Source organism: Pseudomonas sp. FEN (assembly GCF_904067045.1).
In the GTDB taxonomy this organism is placed as follows: domain Bacteria; phylum Pseudomonadota; class Gammaproteobacteria; order Pseudomonadales; family Pseudomonadaceae; genus Aquipseudomonas.
This window is the reverse complement of the sequence record NZ_CAJFDC010000001.1, coordinates 406,856-426,275: the sequence shown is the minus strand read 5'-3', so window position 1 is coordinate 426,275 and position 19,420 is coordinate 406,856. Positions and strand designations below refer to the sequence as shown.

At 61.3% G+C, this 19,420-nt stretch carries 23 protein-coding genes; 16 read left to right on the top strand and 7 right to left on the bottom strand.

Translation table 11 applies throughout. From position 1 onward, the window contains the following. Positions 1-2: 2 nt before the first annotated feature. The 12 genes from PFEN_RS02065 to recX all read left to right on the top strand — a co-directional run bounded on the left by PFEN_RS02065 (position 3) and on the right by recX (position 8,949). A complete protein-coding gene (locus tag PFEN_RS02065) occupies positions 3-1,046 on the top strand; it encodes a phage baseplate assembly protein (protein WP_191485376.1) in 1,044 nt (347 codons plus the stop codon). A 188-nt stretch (positions 1,047-1,234) separates the two neighbouring features. Next, the gene (locus PFEN_RS02060; RefSeq protein WP_191485375.1) at positions 1,235-1,744 is read left to right on the top strand and encodes a phage baseplate assembly protein V; all 510 of its coding nucleotides are present in this window, start codon (positions 1,235-1,237) and stop codon (positions 1,742-1,744) included. Continuing rightward, entirely contained in the window at positions 1,744-2,142 is a 399-nt protein-coding gene (locus PFEN_RS02055; protein ID WP_191485374.1) for a phage GP46 family protein, read from the top strand. The genes PFEN_RS02060 and PFEN_RS02055 overlap by 1 nt, the downstream gene beginning before the upstream one ends. Further along, positions 2,132-3,172, top strand: a complete 1,041-nt coding sequence (locus tag PFEN_RS02050) for a baseplate J/gp47 family protein (RefSeq protein WP_191485373.1) — start codon at positions 2,132-2,134, stop codon at positions 3,170-3,172. The genes PFEN_RS02055 and PFEN_RS02050 overlap by 11 nt, the downstream gene beginning before the upstream one ends. Continuing rightward, positions 3,160-3,759, top strand: coding sequence for a YmfQ family protein (locus PFEN_RS02045; RefSeq protein ID WP_191485372.1), 600 nt, complete (start codon positions 3,160-3,162; stop codon positions 3,757-3,759). The genes PFEN_RS02050 and PFEN_RS02045 overlap by 13 nt, the downstream gene beginning before the upstream one ends. A gap of 11 nt (positions 3,760-3,770) precedes the next feature. Next, positions 3,771-5,063 carry a hypothetical protein gene (locus PFEN_RS30395; protein ID WP_224770869.1) on the top strand — a complete coding sequence of 431 codons (1,293 nt, stop codon included), beginning with the start codon at positions 3,771-3,773 and terminating at the stop codon, positions 5,061-5,063. Beyond that, the gene (locus PFEN_RS02030) at positions 5,060-5,440 is read left to right on the top strand and encodes a tail fiber assembly protein (protein ID WP_191485371.1); all 381 of its coding nucleotides are present in this window, start codon (positions 5,060-5,062) and stop codon (positions 5,438-5,440) included. The genes PFEN_RS30395 and PFEN_RS02030 overlap by 4 nt, the downstream gene beginning before the upstream one ends. An 18-nt stretch (positions 5,441-5,458) precedes the next feature. Beyond that, positions 5,459-6,088 carry a glycoside hydrolase family 19 protein gene (locus PFEN_RS02025; RefSeq protein WP_191485370.1) on the top strand — a complete coding sequence of 210 codons (630 nt, stop codon included), beginning with the start codon at positions 5,459-5,461 and terminating at the stop codon, positions 6,086-6,088. After that, positions 6,070-6,606: a lysis system i-spanin subunit Rz gene (locus PFEN_RS02020; RefSeq protein ID WP_191485369.1), complete on the top strand. Its 537-nt coding sequence runs from the start codon at positions 6,070-6,072 to the stop codon at positions 6,604-6,606. Before PFEN_RS02025 ends, PFEN_RS02020 begins: the two co-directional genes overlap by 19 nt. 221 nt (positions 6,607-6,827) lie before the next feature. Beyond that, the gene (locus tag PFEN_RS02015) at positions 6,828-7,328 is read left to right on the top strand and encodes a CinA family protein (RefSeq protein ID WP_191485368.1); all 501 of its coding nucleotides are present in this window, start codon (positions 6,828-6,830) and stop codon (positions 7,326-7,328) included. An 83-nt stretch (positions 7,329-7,411) separates the two neighbouring features. Next, positions 7,412-8,473: a recombinase RecA gene (recA, locus tag PFEN_RS02010; protein WP_191485367.1), complete on the top strand. Its 1,062-nt coding sequence runs from the start codon at positions 7,412-7,414 to the stop codon at positions 8,471-8,473. Positions 8,474-8,481: 8 nt separating this feature from the next. Next, complete coding sequence (recX, locus tag PFEN_RS02005) at positions 8,482-8,949, top strand: recombination regulator RecX (RefSeq protein ID WP_191485366.1); 468 nt, start codon at positions 8,482-8,484, stop codon at positions 8,947-8,949. Here the strand turns inward: recX and PFEN_RS02000 are convergent, their stop codons facing one another. Both PFEN_RS02000 and PFEN_RS01995 read right to left on the bottom strand, forming a co-directional pair. Continuing rightward, a complete protein-coding gene (locus PFEN_RS02000) occupies positions 8,950-10,065 on the bottom strand; it encodes an LOG family protein (protein ID WP_191485365.1) in 1,116 nt (371 codons plus the stop codon). It abuts the gene before it with no gap. Between the two features lie 240 nt (positions 10,066-10,305). Further along, positions 10,306-10,734, bottom strand: a complete 429-nt coding sequence (locus tag PFEN_RS01995) for a PA3611 family quorum-sensing-regulated virulence factor (RefSeq protein ID WP_191485364.1) — start codon at positions 10,732-10,734, stop codon at positions 10,306-10,308. 228 nt (positions 10,735-10,962) lie between these two features. Between PFEN_RS01995 and PFEN_RS01990 the strand changes: the two genes are divergently transcribed. The 3 genes from PFEN_RS01990 (at position 10,963) to PFEN_RS01980 (ending at position 12,816) form a co-directional block, all read left to right on the top strand. After that, positions 10,963-11,673, top strand: coding sequence for a tRNA-uridine aminocarboxypropyltransferase (locus tag PFEN_RS01990; RefSeq protein ID WP_191485363.1), 711 nt, complete (start codon positions 10,963-10,965; stop codon positions 11,671-11,673). Between the two features lie 53 nt (positions 11,674-11,726). Beyond that, positions 11,727-12,377 carry a response regulator transcription factor ErdR gene (erdR, locus tag PFEN_RS01985; RefSeq protein ID WP_191485362.1) on the top strand — a complete coding sequence of 217 codons (651 nt, stop codon included), beginning with the start codon at positions 11,727-11,729 and terminating at the stop codon, positions 12,375-12,377. A gap of 73 nt (positions 12,378-12,450) precedes the next feature. Then, a complete protein-coding gene (locus PFEN_RS01980; RefSeq protein ID WP_191485361.1) occupies positions 12,451-12,816 on the top strand; it encodes a diacylglycerol kinase in 366 nt (121 codons plus the stop codon). 12 nt (positions 12,817-12,828) lie between these two features. Here PFEN_RS01980 and PFEN_RS01975 read toward each other — a convergent pair whose 3' ends face one another. Next, entirely contained in the window at positions 12,829-13,755 is a 927-nt protein-coding gene (locus PFEN_RS01975; protein WP_191485360.1) for a LysR family transcriptional regulator, read from the bottom strand. 122 nt (positions 13,756-13,877) lie between these two features. Between PFEN_RS01975 and fpr the strand changes: the two genes are divergently transcribed. Beyond that, positions 13,878-14,657: a ferredoxin-NADP reductase gene (fpr, locus tag PFEN_RS01970; protein WP_047526369.1), complete on the top strand. Its 780-nt coding sequence runs from the start codon at positions 13,878-13,880 to the stop codon at positions 14,655-14,657. A 760-nt stretch (positions 14,658-15,417) separates the two neighbouring features. Here fpr and tsaA read toward each other — a convergent pair. The 4 genes from tsaA to PFEN_RS01950 all read right to left on the bottom strand — a co-directional run bounded on the left by tsaA (position 15,418) and on the right by PFEN_RS01950 (position 19,358). Then, positions 15,418-16,113 carry a tRNA (N6-threonylcarbamoyladenosine(37)-N6)-methyltransferase TrmO gene (tsaA, locus tag PFEN_RS01965; RefSeq protein ID WP_191485359.1) on the bottom strand — a complete coding sequence of 232 codons (696 nt, stop codon included), beginning with the start codon at positions 16,111-16,113 and terminating at the stop codon, positions 15,418-15,420. Between the two features lie 10 nt (positions 16,114-16,123). After that, positions 16,124-17,737 (bottom strand): NAD(P)/FAD-dependent oxidoreductase, encoded by a 1,614-nt coding sequence (locus PFEN_RS01960; protein ID WP_191485358.1) that lies wholly within the window; start codon positions 17,735-17,737, stop codon positions 16,124-16,126. A 108-nt stretch (positions 17,738-17,845) separates the two neighbouring features. After that, complete coding sequence (locus PFEN_RS01955) at positions 17,846-18,517, bottom strand: COG3650 family protein (protein WP_191485904.1); 672 nt, start codon at positions 18,515-18,517, stop codon at positions 17,846-17,848. Positions 18,518-18,758: 241 nt separating this feature from the next. Then, positions 18,759-19,358 carry a short chain dehydrogenase gene (locus PFEN_RS01950; protein ID WP_191485357.1) on the bottom strand — a complete coding sequence of 200 codons (600 nt, stop codon included), beginning with the start codon at positions 19,356-19,358 and terminating at the stop codon, positions 18,759-18,761. Positions 19,359-19,420 lie beyond the last annotated feature (62 nt).

The window sequence follows — 19,420 nt, the reverse complement described above, 5'->3', positions numbered from 1 at the left end:
CCATGAACGCTATCGACAACGCCGTCGTCCTGTTAGTCGACGGCCTGAGCTATGAAGGCTGGAAGACCATCGAGATCAGTGCTGATCTCGAGCGTCAGTTTCGTACCTTCAAGCTCGGTATCACCTGGAAATGGCCGGGACAGACCCTGGCCATACCGATCAAGGCCGGTGCCCGTTGTTCGGTCTTGATCGGCTGCGACCAGGTCCTGACCGGTTATGTGTTCAAGGCACCGATCAGCTATGACGGCAATCAGATCAGCCTGACCATCGAGGGCGGGTCGCTGACCCAGGACCTGGTGGATTGCGCGGCCGTCAATCAGCCGGGCCAATGGCGCGAACAGAGCCTGCTGAAGATCGTCGAAGCACTGGCCAAGCCCTACAAGGTCAGTGTGCGCAGTGAGATCCCGGAAACCACCAAACTGCAAACCCACAGCATCGTGCCGGGTGAAACGGTGTTCAAGTCCATCGACAGGTTGCTGACCTTGTATCGGGTGTTCTCCACCGACGATGCGGCCGGCAATCTGGTACTCGCCAAGCCCGGCAGCGGTGGGCGGGCCAGTGATGTACTGGAGCTGGGTAAGAACATTCTTTCGGCCAATACGGCGAGGGACTACAGCAAGGTATTTTCCGAGTACCGGGTGATTGGCCAGCACAAAGGCAGCGATCAGAAAAGCGGCAGCGCGGTGAGCGAAGTTTCCGGGGTGTCCAGCGAAGCCAATCCAGATCGCAAGCGCGTCACGCTGATCAGCGAAAGCGCGCAGCTCACCCCGGAGCTGGCCCAGCAACGGGCCGACTGGGAGCGGGCGACGCGCGGCGCCAGGGCCCTGACGACCACCTATACCGTGCAGGGCTGGCGACAGTCCAACGGTGACCTGTGGCGACACAACCTGACCGTGCGAGTGAAGGATCCGGTGCTGGACGTGGACCAGGACATGCTGATCTCCAAGGTGACCTGGTCGTTGTCCGCACAGGGCTCGATCACCACCCTGGTCGTGGCGCCGCCGCAGGTCTTCGATGCTACACCGGGCATGCCCAAATCCAAGTGACCGGCCTCCCTGGAGACTGTGTTGAACCTTCTGATACGGCTGTGCCAGTTCCGGCGCTTTCGCGGGCAAGCCCTGCTCCTACAAGGTTTCGGTTGTACGCAAGATGCAGTTTCAGCTCCGACACTGTAGGAGCAGGGCTTGCCCGCGAAAGCGTCCTGCCTGACACGCCGCTCGTTCAAGGACCCCCCATGAGCCTACTAACACGCCTACTGGCGCGCGGCACCGTCGTGCTCGCCAACTCGGCCAACAAACTGCAATCGCTGCAAATGCGCCTGACCGCCGGTGAAGTGAACGACGACATGGAGCACTTCGAGCCCTACGGCTTCACCAGCAACCCGCTGGCTGGCGCCGAAGGCATTGCCACCTTCCTCGGCGGCGACCGCTCCCACGGCATCGTCCTGGTGGTCGCCGATCGCCGCTACCGCCTGCGGAACCTCGCCCCCGGCGAAATCGCCCTCTACACCGACGAAGGCGACAAGATCCACTTCAAGCGTGGCCGGATCATCGATATCGAAACCGGCACCCTGAACATCCGCGCTGGCACGGCGGTGAACATCGACAGCCCGACCCTGACCCAGAGCGGCAAGATCGTCTCCCAGGGCGACCAGATCGCCGCTGGTATCAGCCAGATGAAACATGTGCATGGCGGCATCCAGCCGGGCAACGGCCAGACCGGCGCGCCGGCGGGAGGTGCCTGATGTTCGTGTCCAACGACCTGAAGACGGCGCTGACCCGTTCGGTGCTGATCAGCCTGTTTACCTGGCGTCGCGCCAACAGCGATGACCCGATCGATGACGATGAGCGCTTCGGCTGGTGGGGCGACAGTTTTCCCACGGTGACCGACGACCGCATCGGCTCGCGGCTATGGCTGTTGCGACGGGTCAAGCTGACCGCGCAGACCCAGCTCGATGCCGAGTTCTATGCCCGCGAGGCCTTGCAATGGCTGCTCGACGACGGCCATTGCAGCGCTATCGAGATTCAAACCGAACGGCTCGACGCCCAGCGATTGAACCTGCGCACGGTTCTGACGCTGGCCAGCGGCGAGCGCCTGGATATCAACCCGAACCATAGTTGGCAGGTGACCTATGCCGTTTGAAACCCCTTCGCTGCCGGTGCTGATCAAGCGCACCCAAGGCGACCTGGCCGGCGATTCGCTGCGCCAGTCCGATGCGCAGGTCCTGGCCCGCACCCTGAGCGGCGCGGCCTTTGGCCTCTACGGATACCTCGACTGGATCGCCGCGCAGATCCTGCCCGACACCGCCGATGAAACCACCCTGGAACGGATTGCCGCATTGCGTTTGCGTCAACCACGCAAGGCGGCGCAGGCGGCCAGCGGTAGCGTCAGTTATAGCGCGGCGGCGGGGGCGGTACTTGATGCCGGCACCTTGCTGCAGACCAGTGATGGGCGCAGTTACACCGTGACTGTCGGCGGCACCACCAGTGGCGGGACCAATACCGCGCAGATCCAGGCGCTGGATGCTGGCAGCCTGGGTAATGCCGATGCCGGGTTGTCACTGTTTCCGGTGCAACCGGTGCAAGGGATCGGCAATACCTTCACCGTGCTGGACCCGGGCTTGAGCGGTGGTGTCGCGGTCGAAAGTGTCGAATCGCTGCGGGCACGGGTGATCCGTTCCTATCGCATTATTCCCAATGGCGGTTCGGCGGCCGATTACGAAACCTGGGCGCTGGAATGTCCGGGGATTACCCGGGCCTGGTGTCGTGGCGGCTATCTGGGGCCGGGGACGGTCGGCTTGTTCGTGATGCGTGATAACGATCCGGTGCCGCTACCGGATGCCGGGCAACTGGCATTGGTCCAGGCCTATATCGAACCATTGCGCCCGGTGACCGCCGAGTTGCATGTGCTGGCGCCGGTGTTGGTCCCGGTGACCTACACCTTGCGCCTGACCCCGGATACCACGGCGACCCGTGCGGCTGTCGAGGCGCAGTTGCGGGACTTGCATGATCGTGAGGGCGGCCTGGGTGACACGCTGTTGCTGACTCATATCGCCGAATCCATCAGCAGTGCTGGCGGCGAGCAGGATCACCTGCTGGTTTCGCCGTCCGCCGATGTGCCAGCCGCGACCAATCAGTTGCTGACCTTTGGAGGCTGCGTATGGCTGGAGTAAGAACCGCCGCGCAGTACCAGGAGCAACTGCGCAGCCTGCTGCCGGCCGGTCCGGCCTGGGACCCGGAGCAGGTGCCGGCGATCCAGCAGGTGTTGCTGGGTATCGCCCAGGAGCTGGCGCGGGTTGATACCCGGGCCGTGGACCTGCTCAACGAAGTGGATCCGGTGACGGTCAGTGAACTGGTGCCGGATTGGGAGCGGGTGATGAACCTGCCCGACCCGTGCCTGGGGCCCGATCCGTTGTTTGACGATCGCCGTGTGGCGGTGCGTCGGCGGCTGTTGGCGGTGGGCGGCCAGAGCGTCGGCTATTTCCTCGATATCGCCCGCAGCCAGGGTTATCCGAATGCCAGCATCACCGAACTGCAAACCCCGCGCATGGGGCGGGCACGGTTTGGCAAGGCGCGTTTCGGCACGTGGCAGGCGCAGTTCATGTGGACGCTCAACACGGGTGGCCGGTTGCTTCTGGGCCGGCGTTTCGGCGCCAGCTATTGGGGTGAGCGCTTTGGCGCGAACCCAGGCAGCGCTCTTGAGTGCCTGATACATCGCAGTGCGCCGGCGCATACGCTGGTGCATATCAATTATGATTAGAGGATAGAAACGTGGATTATCCAAAAAGTGTGCCCAGCGTGGGGCTGGTCAATGGCAAGTTTGTTGATGAGAACCCGGTAAACGGAACACCGGGGTCATTGATTCCAGCGGTATGGGGGAATTCGATCACTGATGAAATGGTGAATGTAGTCAAGGCTGCTGGTCTGGTTCCTGATGAAGCTGATCTTGGGCAACTGTTACTGTCTATTCAAAAAATAAGTCAATCAGATTCGACTAGATATGCTTTGGATACAGGTGCGACCGGCACTTATGTTGCAAATTATGCTCCAGCCCTCAAGGCACTCGTAGACGGTGTGGTGCTATGTTTCAAGGCCCAGAATGGCAACACAGGGGCAAGCACCTTTAGTCCGAACGGACTGACCGCAGCGCCTATTGTTGGTGCTGCGCACTCCGCGCTTCAAGGCGGCGAGATTGTTGCCAATGGTGATGTATGGGTGCAATGGAACAGTTCAATCGGAACGGGCTCGTGGGTGCTGATCGATAGCACTGGCGGCGGGATGCAGATTGCCAAGGCTACGCAGAGCCGGCACGCGATGCAGTTCGGTCAAGTCTCTGGCGTGGTTGGACAGGCGCGCAATCTCAGGACCTCGGTCACTGCGGCGGCAGCTACTGTGACTTTCACTGCAGACGAAATCATTGTCGAGACTGCCCTAGGGGGCCTGCGTTATTGCCTCCCTAACTTCAATCAAACAGTAAACCTGGCTACGACTGGCGCCAACGGGATGGACACCAGCGCCGCACCTGCGAATGGGTATGTTGCCATATACGCGATTTACAACCCCGTAACAGCCACAAGTGCTCTCTTAGGTGTAAATGCCACATCGGCGGCAGCCCCGACCATTTACGGCGGCGCGAACATGCCTTCCGGCTATACCGCATCCGCACTCATCAGCGTGCTGCCAACGAATGGTTCTGGTCAGATCAAGGTTTGCTCGCAAATAGACCGAAGCATCGGCATAAGTCCAGTTCAAGTATTTTTCGGCGGATCTGGCGGCTTGTTGCTAACACCCTTTTCCTTGTCGGGCGCGGTTCCATTTAATGCTGTAAACGTGTCGGGTGGACTGACCAACTCGTCTAATTTGTCCTCTAACTGCGGTCTTACCATAAATTCGACAACTACGTCTATTGATACGCAAAACGTATCAGGAACAGTTGTCGCTGGTGGTGCAATAAACGGCAACTTCGCTATTGATGTTTTCGTTCCGCAAACATTGTATGTCTCCACCACCAACACAGCAGGAATCCCTACTTATACCGTATCAATTGGGAGATATTCGATATGACTACTGAAACCACCACGATTTTTGTTCAGTTTGCAGATGAAACACCACCAAGGATAATTGCTGTGTTTTTTGTGCCGCAAGACCCTGATTACTGGCCGGGTCTGATTGAAATGCAAGACGATGATCCTCGGTATCAGGCGTACTTGCATCCCGAACTCCAGCCAGCCGCCATCCTGAAGGCCAAGCAAGATCAAAAGGACGCGCTGCTTGCCGCCGCCTCTCAGTCCATGGCGCGAATTTCGGTGTCTCTGCAGTTAGGTGACGCCACGGACGCCGAAACAATGACGGCTAAGGCCTGGCAGACCTACTACCGTGCCCTGACCTTGGTTGATATCACAGTCGACTCACCTGTCTGGCCAGTCCCTCCAGCACAATAAGCCTGTACGGAGAGCGCCATGCCCATCACTGCGCAGCAATTGTTGCAGATCCTCCCGAACGCCGGCGACCAAGCCGGCGTTTTTGTTCCTGTGCTCAACACAGCGATGAACGCCTATCAGATCGTAACCACGCAGCGCGTTGCTGCGTTCCTGGCGCAAGCTGGTCACGAGTCAGGCCAACTGCGGTCGGTGGTCGAGAACCTGAACTATGACGCGCAGGCCTTGGTCGCCACCTGGCCAAACCGGTTTACTCCGGCCTTGGCCGCGCAGGTCGCCCGGCAGCCGGAGCAGATTGCGAACATCGTCTATGCATCGCGCATGGATAACGGCGATGCATCCTCTGGCGACGGCTGGAGCTATCGCGGTCGCGGGCTGATCCAGATCACCGGTCGCAGCAACTATCGCCAATGCAGCCTCGGGCTGTTCGGCGACGAACGTCTGTTGCAGCAACCGGAACTGCTGGAACAGCCGCAATGGGCCGCTGAATCGGCGGCCTGGTTTTGGGAGCAACAAGGGTTGAACGCCCTGGCCGACGCCGATCAGTTCAACAGCATCACCCGCAAGATCAACGGTGGCCTGAACGGCCTCGAGGATCGACTGCAACTCTGGGCCCGGGCGAGGGCGGTGCTATGCGCCTCCTCGAGCTGATTCCGGCGCCCTGGCGCCTGGGCGTTGGCGTCGCGCTGCTGGCCTTGTTGGCCGGTAGCGCGGCGGCCAGCGCCTGGCATATTCAAGACTGGCGTTACGGCCTGCAACTGGAGCATCAGGCCCGGTTGCAGGCTGACACGCTCAACCAGATCTCTCTCGCCGCGGCCGCGCAACAGCGCGCCGAGCAGGACAAACGCCTGGCCCTGGAGCAACGGCTCCAGGGTAGCGACCAAACCCATTCCAAGGAGCTGAGCGATGTGCAACAGGATCAGGCTCGCCTGCGCGACCGCCTTGCCACTGCTGATCTGCGGCTGTCAGTCCTCCTCGACGGCAACGATCCCGCCAGTGGCTGTAACGTGCCAGCCGCCACCACCGCCGGCGGCGTGGTTCATGCAACCGCAAGAGCCCGACTTGACCCGGCGCATGCTCAACGAATTATCGCCATCACCGACGACGGCGACCGTGCCCTGATTGCCTTGAAGGCCTGTCAGGCGTATGCCGGGGCGGTGTCGCGCTGACATCCGGATGCAATGTCGTGTCTTGAAAGCGTAGTGCGCTCGTGTAGGGTGTTCATTTTGACCCCATACAGATTGGCCCGCGTCGCTCCCCTGTAGGAGCGAGCTTGCTCGCGATGGTCGTCAACGATAACGCGGGGGATCTGATGCCCAGCGGTGTCCCGGCTACCATCGCGAGCACGCTCGCTCCTACAGGGGGAGAACCGCCCCACCCGGAGAGGAACATGGACGAAATCACCCGGCTTGCCGCCGAACTCGGCAAGCGCTTGCAGACGCTCAAGGCCGATGTCACCACCGCCGAGTCCTGTACCGGCGGCGGTATCGCCGAGGCGATCACACGGATTTCCGGCAGCTCGGCCTGGTTCGAAGCCGGCTATGTCACCTACTCCAACCGGCAGAAGAGCCTCCAGCTGAAAGTGCCAGAGAGCCTGTTCGAGCAGGTCGGCGCCGTCAGCCGGGAAGTGGTCGAAGCCATGGTCCGTGGCGCCCAGGCCCACAGCGGCGCGCATTTCGCCGTGGCGGTCAGCGGCGTGGCCGGGCCGGACGGCGGCTCCGCCGAGAAACCGGTGGGCACCGTCTGGCTGGCCTGGGCCTGCGGCGACGAAGTGAGCGCCGAACGCCGGCACTTCCCCGGCGACCGCGAGGCGGTGCGCCGACAAACGGTGCAGGCCGCGCTGGAAGGCCTGTTGCGACGGGCGGATGCAGAAATCGCAAATCAGGGGTAGGCGATCCGCCAACGCTGTGGAATAATACTGGCTACTTATACAGGTGTTGGCCGTCAGGCCTTATTGATTACGTGAGGACTTTAATGGACGACAACAAGAAGAAAGCCTTGGCTGCGGCCTTGGGTCAGATCGAACGTCAATTCGGCAAGGGTGCCGTGATGCGAATGGGCGATCATGACCGTCAGGCGATCCCTTCGATCTCCACCGGTTCCCTGGGCCTGGACATCGCGCTGGGCATCGGCGGTCTGCCGAAAGGCCGTATCGTCGAGATCTATGGTCCGGAATCCTCGGGTAAGACCACCCTGACGCTTTCCGTCATCGCCCAGGCGCAAAAAGCCGGTGCGACCTGCGCCTTCGTCGACGCCGAACACGCCCTGGACCCGGAATACGCCGGCAAGCTGGGGGTCAATGTCGATGACCTGCTGGTATCCCAGCCGGACACCGGCGAGCAGGCCTTGGAAATCACCGACATGCTGGTGCGCTCCAACGCGGTGGACGTGATCATCGTCGACTCCGTGGCCGCCCTGGTGCCGAAAGCGGAAATCGAAGGCGAAATGGGCGACATGCACGTCGGCCTGCAAGCCCGTCTGATGTCCCAGGCCCTGCGCAAGATCACCGGTAACATCAAGAACGCCAACTGCCTGGTGATCTTCATCAACCAGATCCGCATGAAGATCGGCGTGATGTTCGGCAGCCCGGAAACCACCACCGGTGGTAACGCGCTGAAGTTCTACGCCTCGGTGCGCCTGGACATCCGCCGTACCGGCGCGGTGAAGGAAGGCGACGAAGTGGTCGGCAGCGAAACCCGCGTCAAGGTCGTGAAGAACAAGGTGGCTTCGCCGTTCCGTCAGGCCGAGTTCCAGATCCTTTACGGCAAGGGCATCTACCTCAATGGTGAGATGATCGACCTGGGCGTGTTGCATGGCTTCGTCGAGAAGTCCGGTGCCTGGTACAGCTACAACGGCAGCAAGATCGGGCAGGGCAAGGCCAACTCGGCCAAGTTCCTGGCGGATAACCCGGAAATCGCCGCGACCCTCGAGAAGCAACTGCGTGACAAGCTGCTGACGCCAGGGGTAGACGCCAAGGCCAACTCCGGCGCTGCTGTCGTCGAAACCGAAGATGATCTGGCCGACGCTGACCTCTGAGTAAAGCGATGAGCGTCGTACTGGATACACCTGTCGCCGTACGGCGCACTGCCATGGACCTGCTCGCGCGACGCGAGCACGGTCGAGTCGAGCTGACGCGTAAACTGCGTCAGCGCGGCGCCCCGCCTGAAATGATCGACACCGAACTCGACCGTTTGACGGAAGAGGGGCTGTTGTCCGAATCCCGTTACCTCGAGAGCTTTGTTTCCTATCGTGCCCGTTCCGGCTACGGCCCTTTGCGTATTCGCGAGGAGCTGAGTCAGCGCGGTCTGCAACGATCCGATATCGAGTTGGCCTTGCGTGAAAGCGGTTTCGACTGGCAAGCCCAGCTGGAAGACACCTGGCGGCGTAAATTCGCCGGGCATTTGCCCAGCGATGCCCGCGAGCGCGCCCAGCAGGGGCGCTTCCTGAGTTATCGGGGTTATTCCATGGAAATGATCGGCCGCCTGTTCAGCGGCCGTGGGCTGGATGACTGATTACGTTGCCTTGATCTGCTCGCGCACGCGCTCCGGTGTCGGCTCCTTGGCCTTGCTCCAGTTCTCCGTCCTGTTGATAAAGTCCACCAACTCCCGCAGACGCCCCTGGTCCCGGGCCGTGAAGGCGAACGACAAGCGCGTCAGATGACTGAGCTGCGGTTCATCGTGTTCCTGCTCGCCGCAGGCGCCTTGGTAGAAGTACCCGCTGAGGCACAGATCGGCAAAGTCCTTTTGCAGTTGCTCCATTGCGCCTTCGTTGAGCGGGTGCTTCATGCGGATCACGAACTGCTTTTTCAGCCAGCGGCTGGAGTGGAAGTTGCTGTAGAACCGCTTGATCTCCTCCACAGCCTCATCGGCGTTGTAGACCAGGCGTATCAACTTCAGGTCGTGGGGCAGAATATAGTGATGGGCCTCCAGTTGGTTGCGAATAAAGTCCAGCGCGCTCTGCCAGAAACTCCCCCCCGGAGCATCCAGCAGAATCACCGGAACCAGCGGACTTTTGCCGGTCTGGATCAGGGTCAGCACTTCCAGTGCTTCATCGAGGGTGCCAAAGCCGCCAGGGCAGAGCACCAGCGCATCGGCTTCCTTGACGAAGAACAGCTTGCGGGTGAAAAAGAAATGGAAGGACAGCAGGTTGTGCGTGCCGCTTACGGTTGAGTTCGCACGTTGTTCGAACGGCAGGGTGATATTGAATCCGAGACTGTGCTCCAGGCCCGCACCTTCATGGGCGGCTGCCATGATGCCACCGCCGCCGCCGGTAATGACCATCAGGTTGGAGTGCGCCAGTGCCGTTCCCAGTGCGCGGGCTTGGGCATAGAGCGGGTGTTCGATGGGCGTTCGCGCCGAACCGAACACGGTGACCTTGCGACGCCCCTTGAACTGGTCCAGTACGCGAAAGGCGTTCTCCAGTTCACGCAGGGTTTGCAGGACGATCTTGGCATTCCAGCGGTTGCGATCATCCTGGGCCATGCGCAGGACGGTCAGCATCATGTCGCGGTACAGCTCGAGATTCGGACTATTGGGAGCAACCTGGTTGAGTTGTTCTTCGACCCGGGTAAGGTCGATACCGTTGCTCTGGAAATGACGGGACAGCGTGTCATTCGGTTCGTAAGGCATTCAACGTCTCCTTCAGCACGGAACCCTTGGCTTGGCCGAAAGAAAAGTTCGCCAAGGCCGCGTCACTGCATGTGTCGCATGTGTGCCATGTCGATTTGATGATGGGCCTATAAAGTCATGGCTGGCAACCGCTTATTGGCCCTTTGCAAAGGACTTTAGCAGCTCGTCGGAGGCCTCGCGCGGGAGCGGATGGCAGAGCGGCGCGCCGATGACGAGCGGCGGCGCGCCAGGCGACCGGGGTTACTTTTTCTTCTTCGCCGAGGTTTCTTGCGGGCAATCGCTTTCCACGAAACGGGCCGAGGTCACGGGGCGGTTGGTCTTGTTCTCGGTGAACTCGTAGCGCATGACGGCACCCTTGGCCATCAACTTACGGTAGTTGGCATTACGGCAGACACTGGCGCCCAGTTGCAGATAAGCCGCCTTGGCATTATCGCGCATGTTTTGCGCATAATCGGCCTGAACGCTCAGATGGTCGATCAGTTCGTTGCCTTCAACGGTGTAGCCGACATCGAGGATGTTTTCGTCGAGTTCACGCGGCAGGCCCACGTTGCTCTGTTCTGCCACGTCCTTGAGCATCTTGTTCAGTTCGAAATCCTTCAGCGATGCCGCCTGAGCACTGAAGGGCAGGGCCAGCAAAAGGGCCAGGGACGGTACGATAAGGCGCAGCATGCAACTCTCCTGATTCGGTAACTGGTGCTTCGACCCGTTACCGGGGCGTGCGTTCAGTGGTGGCGAAGTATAGAGGGCGGTTGTAGGCCCTACTAGGGTGAGACTGACGGAAATGTCGACGGATGAACGCTCAAACGCCGCGGGGCTCTCTGGTAGACTCGCTGCACTTCTGCCTTTGCGAGTCGTACTGTTCGTGTTCAGCCCTTCCTCCCGCCGGCGTTTTTCGCGATGAGCCACGCCGTATCCCGCTTGCGTGCCCAGCGTCTGGCCCGTGCAAAAACGCCCTTCGTCGCTCGCGGCTCGCGAGCCGAGCGTTGCCCGGGTTGCCGTGTGATTCCACAATATTGCCTGTGCGCCTGGCGCCCCAAGGTGACGTCGCATTCAGCCATGTGCTTGCTGATGCACGACGTCGAGCCCATGAAACCGAGCAATACCGGTTGGCTGATCGCCGATGTGATCGCCGATACCAGCGCCTTCGGTTGGTCGCGGACCGAAGTCGATCCGCAATTGCTGGCGCTGCTGGATGATCCGCAGTGGCAGCCGTTTGTCGTGTTCCCGGGGGAGTTCGTGGCGCCACAACGGGTGGTGACGCAGGTAGCGCCCGTGCCAGGCAAGCGCCCGCTGTTTATCCTGCTGGACGCCACCTGGACCGAGGCCCGCAAGATGTTTCGCAAGAGCCCCTACCTGGAACGTTTCCCGGTGTTGAGCCTGGAGTCCGAACAGTTGTCCCGCTACAAGCTGCGTCGCTCCAAGCGCGATGATCATTTTTGCACCGCGGAAGTCGCGGCGTTGTGCCTGGAACTGGCCGGGGATACCCGTGCGGCCCAGGGACTGGATGCGTTACTGGACGTGTTTACCGCACATTACCTGGGTGCCAAGTTTCAGTTACCGATCAACACTGAAGATGAAGCCCACGAGCATCTGAAGACTTTCCTGTAATCTAGTGGCCGCATAGCGTCTAGCCTGACGCATAAAACAGGATCATTGGAAAAATGACCATGTACGAAATCCTGATTGCCGACGACCATCCTCTGTTTCGTAGTGCCTTACATCAGGCGCTGACCCTGGGCCTGGGGCCCAATGTACGATTGGTGGAGGTGGCCAGCATTGCCGAGCTGGAAACCCGCCTCACCGAGAAAGCCGACTGGGACCTGGTCCTGCTGGACCTGAACATGCCGGGCGCCTATGGCTTTTCCGGCCTGGTGCTGCTGCGCGGGCAATACCCGCAGATTCCGGTGGTGATGGTTTCGGCTCAGGAAGAAGCCTCGGTGATGGTGCGCTCCCGTGAGTTTGGCGCCAGTGGCTTCATCCCCAAGTCCAGTTCCCTGGAAGTGATCCAGCAAGCGGTGCGCAGTGTCCTCGATGGCGACGTCTGGTGGCCGCCGCAGGCGTTCGAAGCCGTCAGTGTGTCCGCCGAGGCCAAGGCCGCCAGTGCCGGCCTCGCCAGTTTGACGCCCCAGCAGTTCCGGGTATTGACCATGGTCTGCGAAGGTTTGCTGAATAAACAGATCGCCTACGAGCTGAGCGTTTCCGAGGCGACCATCAAGGCCCACGTCACGGCGATTTTCCGCAAGCTGGGAGTGCGTACCCGAACCCAGGCCGCGTTGCTGCTGCAACAACTTGAGTCAATTTCGAGCCAGTAATCCTGGCTCGTTCATCTTTGTTTGACACTGGTTGAGTTAGCTTTCCTAGTCCATTTTGCGCAGTTGCCTACCTATGCCGTCGCCTTTCAAAGGTCAAACCGGTTTTAAACGCATGCTCAATGCCGCGGGTTACTCTTTCGATGGCCTGCGTGCGGCTTTTGCTGGCGAGGCGGCGTTTCGTCAGTTGGTCTGGCTCAATCTGGTGTTGATTCCGCTGACGTTCCTTTTCCAGGTCAGTCGGGTCGAGCGCGCGCTGTTGATTGCCGTGTGCCTGCTGGCGCTGATCGTCGAATTGCTCAATTCGGCGGTCGAGGCGGCCATTGACCGCATCTCCCTCGATCGTCATCCCTTGTCCAAGAATGCCAAGGACATGGGCAGTGCCGCGCAATTCGTGGCCCTGAGCATGATTGCCCTGGTCTGGGCGGTAATTCTGCTTTAAGCGCAGGCCAGGCTAGGCAATATTCGGCAGGACGATCTCGTCGCTGCGCTGCACCCCGGCGGTGAAGGAGCGGCACAGCTCGAGGAATTCACGCATGGCCGAGGTCTGGTATTTCTGTTTGTGCCAGATGAAATAGAACTGTCGCGACAGGTCCAGGTCCGGGGTCTCCACCGGCACCAGGCTGCCCCGACGGAACGCATCGCGCAGGGCCAGGCGCGAAATGCAGCCGATCCCCAGGCCCGACTCCACCGCGCGCTTGATCGCTTCGGTGTGCTCCAGCTCCAGGCGGATGTTCAGCGCGCTGCGGTGATGCCGCATGGCCTGGTCGAAGGTCAGACGCGTGCCGGACCCCTGTTCGCGCAGGATCCAGGCCTCATGGGTCAATTCTTCCATGCTGGCCTGGCCACGCCGGGCCAAAGGGTGCTGAGGCGCGCAAAACACCACCAGTTCATCTTCCACCCAGGTTTGTACTTCGATATCCGGGTGGCTGCAATCGCCTTCAATCAGACCCAGATCAATTTCGTAGTGCGCAACCTGCTGCACAATATTGGCAGTGTTCTGCACATGGAGCTTGACCTGGCTTTCCGGGTGCACCTGCATGAAGCTGCCGATCAGCAGGGTGGCCAGGTAATTGCCGATGGTCAGGGTGGCGCCCACGGCCAGCGAGCCGAAACCGGACTTGCCGTTGAGCAGGTCTTCGATTTCCTTGGCCTGGTCCAGCAGCGCCACGGCCTGGGGCAATAGTTGTTTGCCCAGGGCGTTGAGGCTCAGGCGCTTGCCGGCGCGGTCGAACAATTGACAGCTCGATTGGCGTTCCAGCTCGGTGATCGAGGTGCTCGCGGCGGATTGGGACAAGGCCAGCAGCCCGGCAGCCCGGGACACGCTTTCCTGCTGGGCGACGGCGACGAAGACCTGAAGTTGACGGAGAGTAAATCGCATATCTATATAACCGATAACCCTTATCTTAATAATTCATTTAACAGATATTGTCGCCGCCATTAGAATGCTATGCAATTGCGCTCATCGACGGCGCAGGCCAAATTTCCAGGAGCCCCATCCAAATGAGCAACATGAATCACGAGCGTGTCCTCAGTGTGCACCACTGGAACGACACTCTGTTCAGCTTCAAGTGCACCCGCGACCCGGGTCTGCGCTTTGAAAACGGTCAGTTCGTGATGATCGGCCTGCAGCAGCCCAATGGTCGACCGCTGATGCGCGCTTATTCGATTGCCAGCCCGAATTGGGAAGAGCATCTCGAATTCTTCAGCATCAAGGTGCCAGATGGTCCGTTGACCTCCCAGTTGCAGCACCTGAAGGAAGGCGACGAGATCATTATCAGCAAGAAGCCTACGGGTACGCTGGTGCTCGACGACCTCAAGCCGGGCAAGCATCTGTACCTGCTCAGCACTGGTACCGGCCTCGCGCCCTTCATGAGCGTGATCCAGGATCCGGAAACCTACGAGCGTTTCGAGAAGGTGATCCTGTGCCACGGCGTGCGCTACGTCAACGAAGTCGCCTACCGCGAGTTCATCACCGAGCATCTGCCGCAGAATGAGTTCTTCGGCGAAGCGCTGCGTGAGAAGCTGATCTACTACCCCACCGTGACCCGCGAGCCGTTCGAGAACGAAGGCCGGCTGACCGACCTGATGCGCAGCGGCAAGCTGTTCCGCGACATCGGCCTGCCGCCGATCAACCCGCAGGATGACCGTGCCATGCTCTGCGGTAGCCCGAGCATGCTCGATGAAACCAGCGAAGTGCTCAACAGCTTCGGGCTGAAGGTTTCGCCGCGCATGCGCGAGCCGGGTGATTACCTGATCGAGCGGGCGTTCGTCGAGAAATAACCGGTTTGACTCGACCTTGTGGCGAGCGGGCTTGCCCGCGTTCGGCTGCGAAGCAGTCGTGAAATCGGATATCTCGATCTGACTGATACACTGAGTTCTGCTGTTTGGGGGGCGCTTCGCACCCCAGCGGGGGCAAGCCCCCTCGCCACAGTGTTAGAAAGCGGGCGTTCGTCGAAAAATAACCGGTTTGATTCGACCTTGTGGCGAGCGGGCTTGCCCGCGCTCGGCTGCGAAGCAGTCGTGAAATCGGATATCTCGATCCGACTGATACACTGAATTCTGCTGTTTGGGGGGCGCTTCGCACCCCAGCGGGGGCAAGCCCCCTCGCCACAGTGTTAGAAAGCGGGCGTTCGTCGAAAAATAACCGGTTTGACTCGACCTTGTGGCGAGCGGGCTTGCCCGCGCTCGGCTGCGAAGTAGTCGTGAAATCAGATATCTCGATCCGACTGATACACTGAGTTCTGCTGTTTGGGGGGGAGCTTCGCACCCCAGCGGGGGCAAGCCCCCTCGCCACAGTGTTAGAAAGCGGGCGTTCGTCGAAAAATAACCGGTTTGACTCGACCTTGTGGCGAGCGGGCTTGCCCGCGCTCGGCTGCGAAGCAGTCGTGAAATCGGATATCTCGATCCGACTGATACACTGAATTCTGCTGTTTGGGGGGGCGCTTAGCACCCCAGCGGGGGCAAGCCCCCTCGCCACAGTGTTAGAAAAAAGCCCGCGTTGCCTGAGAAGGCAGCGCGGGCTTTTGCGTTTCCGGCGTTTCTAGCGGGCGGGGATCACTTCCAGTACGCGTATCGTCCCGGCTTCGGGGTAGTGCCAGCGCACATCCAGGTCCCAGAACCGCGCACCGTATTCCCGCTCGGGCGTGGGCTTCTGGTAAGCCGGACGCGGGTCCTGGGCCAGACACTGCTCGATCAGCTCGACCAGCGGCTCATCAAGGCGTTGTGCATGGTCGTGGGCCTGTTGCAGCGCGTGGTCCGTCCAGAGCACGGGGATCAGCAGCGGCGCGGCACTGGCGATGCCATTGACGGCACCGGGGATGGTGTCGGCATAGGGTACGTATGGCTTGATATCAAGGATCGGCGTGCCGTCCAGCAAGTCGATAGCGGAAATCCACAGGCGCTGGGCCTCGACCCGGTCCAGCTTGACCACCGACTGGCCGATGCCGTTCGGTCGGTGGGTCGCCCGGGTGGCGAAGACCCCCATGGACTGGTTACCCCCCAGGCGTGGCGGACGGACCTTCAGCCTTGGCTTGTCTTCCAGGGCCTGGTGGAACAGGAACAGCAGCCAGACATGGCTGACCTGCTCCAGTCCTTGCACCGCCTCGCCCTGGTCGAAAGGCGCGACCAGCTCCAGTACGCCGCGCGCGGCCGGCGCCAGTTGTGGCTGGCGCGGGATGGCGAACTTCTCCTTGAAGCAGGAGCGCACGAAGCCGATGGGGGACACGCTGTAAGTCATGGTCCGGCCCTCAGCCGTCGATCCCCAGCATGTCCCGCGCAACGGCTTCGGCGATGCGGATACCATCGACACCCGCCGACAAGATCCCACCGGCATAGCCGGCGCCTTCACCCGCCGGGAACAGGCCCTTGACGTTCAGGCTCTGCATCGACTCGTTGCGGGTGATGCGCAACGGCGAGGAGGTGCGGGTTTCAATCCCGGTCAGCACCGCGTCATGCAGGGAATAACCCTTGATCTGCCGTTCGAACGCCGGCAGGGCTTCGCGGATGGCTTCAATGGCGAAGTCCGGCAGGGCCAACGCCAGATCGCCCAGGGCCACGCCCGGTTTGTAGGACGGCTCGACGCTGCCCAGGGCGGTGGAGGCTTTGCCGGCGATAAAGTCACCGACCAATTGCGCCGGGGCCTCGTAGTTGCTGCCGCCGAGGACGAAGGCGTGGGATTCCAGGCGCTCCTGCAACTCGATGCCGGCCAATGGGCCACCTGGATAATCCACTTCCGGGGTGATGCCGACGACGATGCCGGAGTTGGCGTTACGCTCGTTGCGCGAATACTGGCTCATGCCGTTGGTGACCACCCGGTTCGGCTCGGAGGTCGCCGCCACCACGGTGCCGCCCGGGCACATGCAGAAGCTGTAGACCGAACGCCCGTTCTTGGCGTGGTGCACCAGTTTGTAGTCGGCCGCGCCGAGTTTCGGGTGCCCGGCATACTTGCCCAGGCGCGCGCGGTCGATCAGCGATTGCGGGTGCTCGATACGGAACCCCACCGAGAACGGCTTGGCTTCCATGTACACGCCACGGCCGTGGAGCATGCGGAAGGTGTCGCGGGCGCTATGACCGAGGGCCAGGATCACGTGTCGGGAGTTGATCTGTTCACCGCTGTCGAGTTGCACGCCAGTCAGTTGGCCGTCGTCGATCAGCACATCGGTGACCCGCTGCTGGAAGCGTACTTCGCCGCCCAGGGCTTCGATCTGCTGGCGCATGTTTTCCACCACGCCGGTGAGGCGGAAGGTGCCGATATGCGGTTTGCTGACGTAGAGGATTTCTTCCGGCGCGCCGGCCTTGACGAATTCGTTCAGCACTTTGCGGCCGTGGTGGTTCGGGTCCTTGATCTGGCTGTAGAGCTTGCCGTCGGAGAAGGTCCCGGCGCCGCCTTCGCCGAACTGCACATTGGACTCGGGGTCGAGCACGCCTTTGCGCCACAGGCCCCAGGTGTCCTTGGTGCGCTGGCGCACTTCCTTGCCGCGTTCGAGGATGATCGGCTTGAAGCCCATCTGTGCCAGCAGCAGCCCGGCGAAGATCCCGCAAGGGCCGAAGCCGACGACCACGGGACGTTCCGACAGATCGGCCGGGGCCTGGCCGACCACCTTGTAGCTGACGTCCGGGGCCGGGTTGACGTTGCGGTCTTCGGCGAACTTTTTCAGCAGCGCGTCTTCGCCACGGGCCGACAGGTCGATGGTGTAGATGAAGCAGAGTTCGGAGGATTTCTTGCGGGCGTCGTAGCTGCGCTTGAACAAGGTGAAATCGAGCAGGTCATCGTTGGCGATGCCCAGGCGCTGGACGATGGCCGGGCGCAGGTCTTCATCGGGATGGTCGATCGGCAGCTTGAGTTCGGTGATTCGTAACATGACAGGGTCCAGTGTGCGGGCCACGCGGGCGCGCCGGCTTTACATCAAACCGGTGATTATAAGCCCCAACGACCAGATTCCGTGAGGCTAAAACGGCTGCTCGTCGAATCAGTCGTTACGGGCGCCACCGAAATAACCGCAGCCGCGCTGGACCTGGCCGTTGACCCGTAGCTCGGCGCTCAGGTGGCGCACGCCGCCGCTGTTGCTGTCGACGCAGGACTGCGGCGCGACCCACAGCTCGATCCGCTGGGAGTTGGCTTCGGTGCTCAGGCTGAAGCGCCCGTCACCCAGTTGTTCTTCCAGGTAAGGTACGGCCAGGGCCGGCTGGTTTTCGCGTTCGAGGACCATGCCGTTGCCGCCGGCCCGCAGGCTCCAGTCCGGGCCGTGGCCGCTGGCGACCACGGTCTGGAATTTGAAGTCGGGGTCGTTGCAGCTGGCGGTACCACGTTCCAGGCGGTAGTACTGTTGCAGGCTCAACTGGCCATCGCCGCCATTGGCGGTGCCGGAGGAAAACCGTCCGCGCAGGTCGGCGAACAGCTTGCCCGAGGGGCCGGACAGGCTGGCGGCCTGTTGCAGGACGCTGGTGTTGCCGGCGTCGCTGACGATAAAGCGGCGTTGTTCCTGGCAAGGCTGGAACATCAGCTTGCCATCGACGCTGCTGAGTTCGCCCTGCATCCGGCTCAGGCCCGCCGTGGGGAGCGAGGTGGCGGGGGCGAGCAGCTGGCAGCCGGCGGCGAACAGCGGCAGGGCGAAAATCATCAAGGAACGGGCGGCGCGCATCATGGGGTCTCCTGGCAAGTGCGGCCACGTTACTCAGACCGGGAGAGCTGCACAAGTCTTGAGGTTGGCGCCCATGGGTTTGCGGCGTTCTTGAGGGCCTCTTCGCGGCGGTGCGGCGATCCGACAAGCTCCGCTCCCACAATAATTCGTTTCGAACCTCAAGTTTGTGTGCGACCGAGAACCTGTGGGAGCGGAGCTTGCCCGCGAAGAGGCCCTGGAGATCGATAAACCCCCCTGGCTCTCAGCCAACCTGATAGGTCTGGCCAGTTTGCAAACCTTCCACGCTCTTGGCGTAGGCCAAGGCCACATCCGCCGCCGGCACCGGCTTGAAGCCACGGAAGTAGGGCGCATAGCTGCCCATGGCTTCCACCAGCACGTTCGGGCTGACCGAGTTTATCCGCAGGCCGCGCGGCAGTTCGATCGCCGCCGCCTTGACGAAACCGTCGATGGCACCGTTGACCAGGCTGGCCGAGGCGCCGGCGCGGATCGGATCGCGGTTCAGAATGCCGCTGGTCAGGGTGAACGAGGCACCGTCATTGGCGTACTCACGACCGATCAGCACTAGGTTGACCTGGCCCATCAGCTTGTCCTGCAGACCCAGGGCGAAATCCTTCTCGCTCATGTCCGCCAGGGGCGCGAAAGTCACGTTGCCCGCCGCGCAGACCAGCGCATCGAACTTGCCGGTCTGTTCGAACAGTTGGCGAATCGAGGCGCTGTCGCTGATGTCCACATGCAGGTCACCGCTGTTGCGGCCGATCTTGACGATCTCGTGACGTTGGCCCAATTCCTCTGCCACGGCCGAGCCGATGGTGCCGTGGGCACCGATCAATAGGATTTTCATCGCGGGGTTCCTCCAGTGGGTGATTGAGCTTTCAGTCTAGAGTGGATTTTTCCATTGATAAG

Bases quoted from the DNA above. Each gene is read 5' to 3' on its own strand.
- PFEN_RS02065 (WP_191485376.1), top strand. From the start codon at position 3: ATGAACGCTATCGACAACGCCGTCGTCCTGTTAGTCGACGGCCTGAGC.
- PFEN_RS02060 (WP_191485375.1), top strand. From the start codon at position 1,235: ATGAGCCTACTAACACGCCTACTGGCGCGCGGCACCGTCGTGCTCGCC.
- PFEN_RS02055 (WP_191485374.1), top strand. From the start codon at position 1,744: ATGTTCGTGTCCAACGACCTGAAGACGGCGCTGACCCGTTCGGTGCTG.
- PFEN_RS02050 (WP_191485373.1), top strand. From the start codon at position 2,132: ATGCCGTTTGAAACCCCTTCGCTGCCGGTGCTGATCAAGCGCACCCAA.
- PFEN_RS02045 (WP_191485372.1), top strand. From the start codon at position 3,160: ATGGCTGGAGTAAGAACCGCCGCGCAGTACCAGGAGCAACTGCGCAGC.
- PFEN_RS02030 (WP_191485371.1), top strand. From the start codon at position 5,060: ATGACTACTGAAACCACCACGATTTTTGTTCAGTTTGCAGATGAAACA.
- PFEN_RS02025 (WP_191485370.1), top strand. From the start codon at position 5,459: ATGCCCATCACTGCGCAGCAATTGTTGCAGATCCTCCCGAACGCCGGC.
- PFEN_RS02020 (WP_191485369.1), top strand. From the start codon at position 6,070: ATGCGCCTCCTCGAGCTGATTCCGGCGCCCTGGCGCCTGGGCGTTGGC.
- PFEN_RS02015 (WP_191485368.1), top strand. From the start codon at position 6,828: ATGGACGAAATCACCCGGCTTGCCGCCGAACTCGGCAAGCGCTTGCAG.
- recA (WP_191485367.1), top strand. From the start codon at position 7,412: ATGGACGACAACAAGAAGAAAGCCTTGGCTGCGGCCTTGGGTCAGATC.
- recX (WP_191485366.1), top strand. From the start codon at position 8,482: ATGAGCGTCGTACTGGATACACCTGTCGCCGTACGGCGCACTGCCATG.
- PFEN_RS02000 (WP_191485365.1), bottom strand. From the start codon at position 10,065: ATGCCTTACGAACCGAATGACACGCTGTCCCGTCATTTCCAGAGCAAC.
- PFEN_RS01995 (WP_191485364.1), bottom strand. From the start codon at position 10,734: ATGCTGCGCCTTATCGTACCGTCCCTGGCCCTTTTGCTGGCCCTGCCC.
- PFEN_RS01990 (WP_191485363.1), top strand. From the start codon at position 10,963: ATGAGCCACGCCGTATCCCGCTTGCGTGCCCAGCGTCTGGCCCGTGCA.
- erdR (WP_191485362.1), top strand. From the start codon at position 11,727: ATGACCATGTACGAAATCCTGATTGCCGACGACCATCCTCTGTTTCGT.
- PFEN_RS01980 (WP_191485361.1), top strand. From the start codon at position 12,451: ATGCCGTCGCCTTTCAAAGGTCAAACCGGTTTTAAACGCATGCTCAAT.
- PFEN_RS01975 (WP_191485360.1), bottom strand. From the start codon at position 13,755: ATGCGATTTACTCTCCGTCAACTTCAGGTCTTCGTCGCCGTCGCCCAG.
- fpr (WP_047526369.1), top strand. From the start codon at position 13,878: ATGAGCAACATGAATCACGAGCGTGTCCTCAGTGTGCACCACTGGAAC.
- tsaA (WP_191485359.1), bottom strand. From the start codon at position 16,113: ATGACTTACAGCGTGTCCCCCATCGGCTTCGTGCGCTCCTGCTTCAAG.
- PFEN_RS01960 (WP_191485358.1), bottom strand. From the start codon at position 17,737: ATGTTACGAATCACCGAACTCAAGCTGCCGATCGACCATCCCGATGAA.
- PFEN_RS01955 (WP_191485904.1), bottom strand. From the start codon at position 18,517: ATGCGCGCCGCCCGTTCCTTGATGATTTTCGCCCTGCCGCTGTTCGCC.
- PFEN_RS01950 (WP_191485357.1), bottom strand. From the start codon at position 19,358: ATGAAAATCCTATTGATCGGTGCCCACGGCACCATCGGCTCGGCCGTG.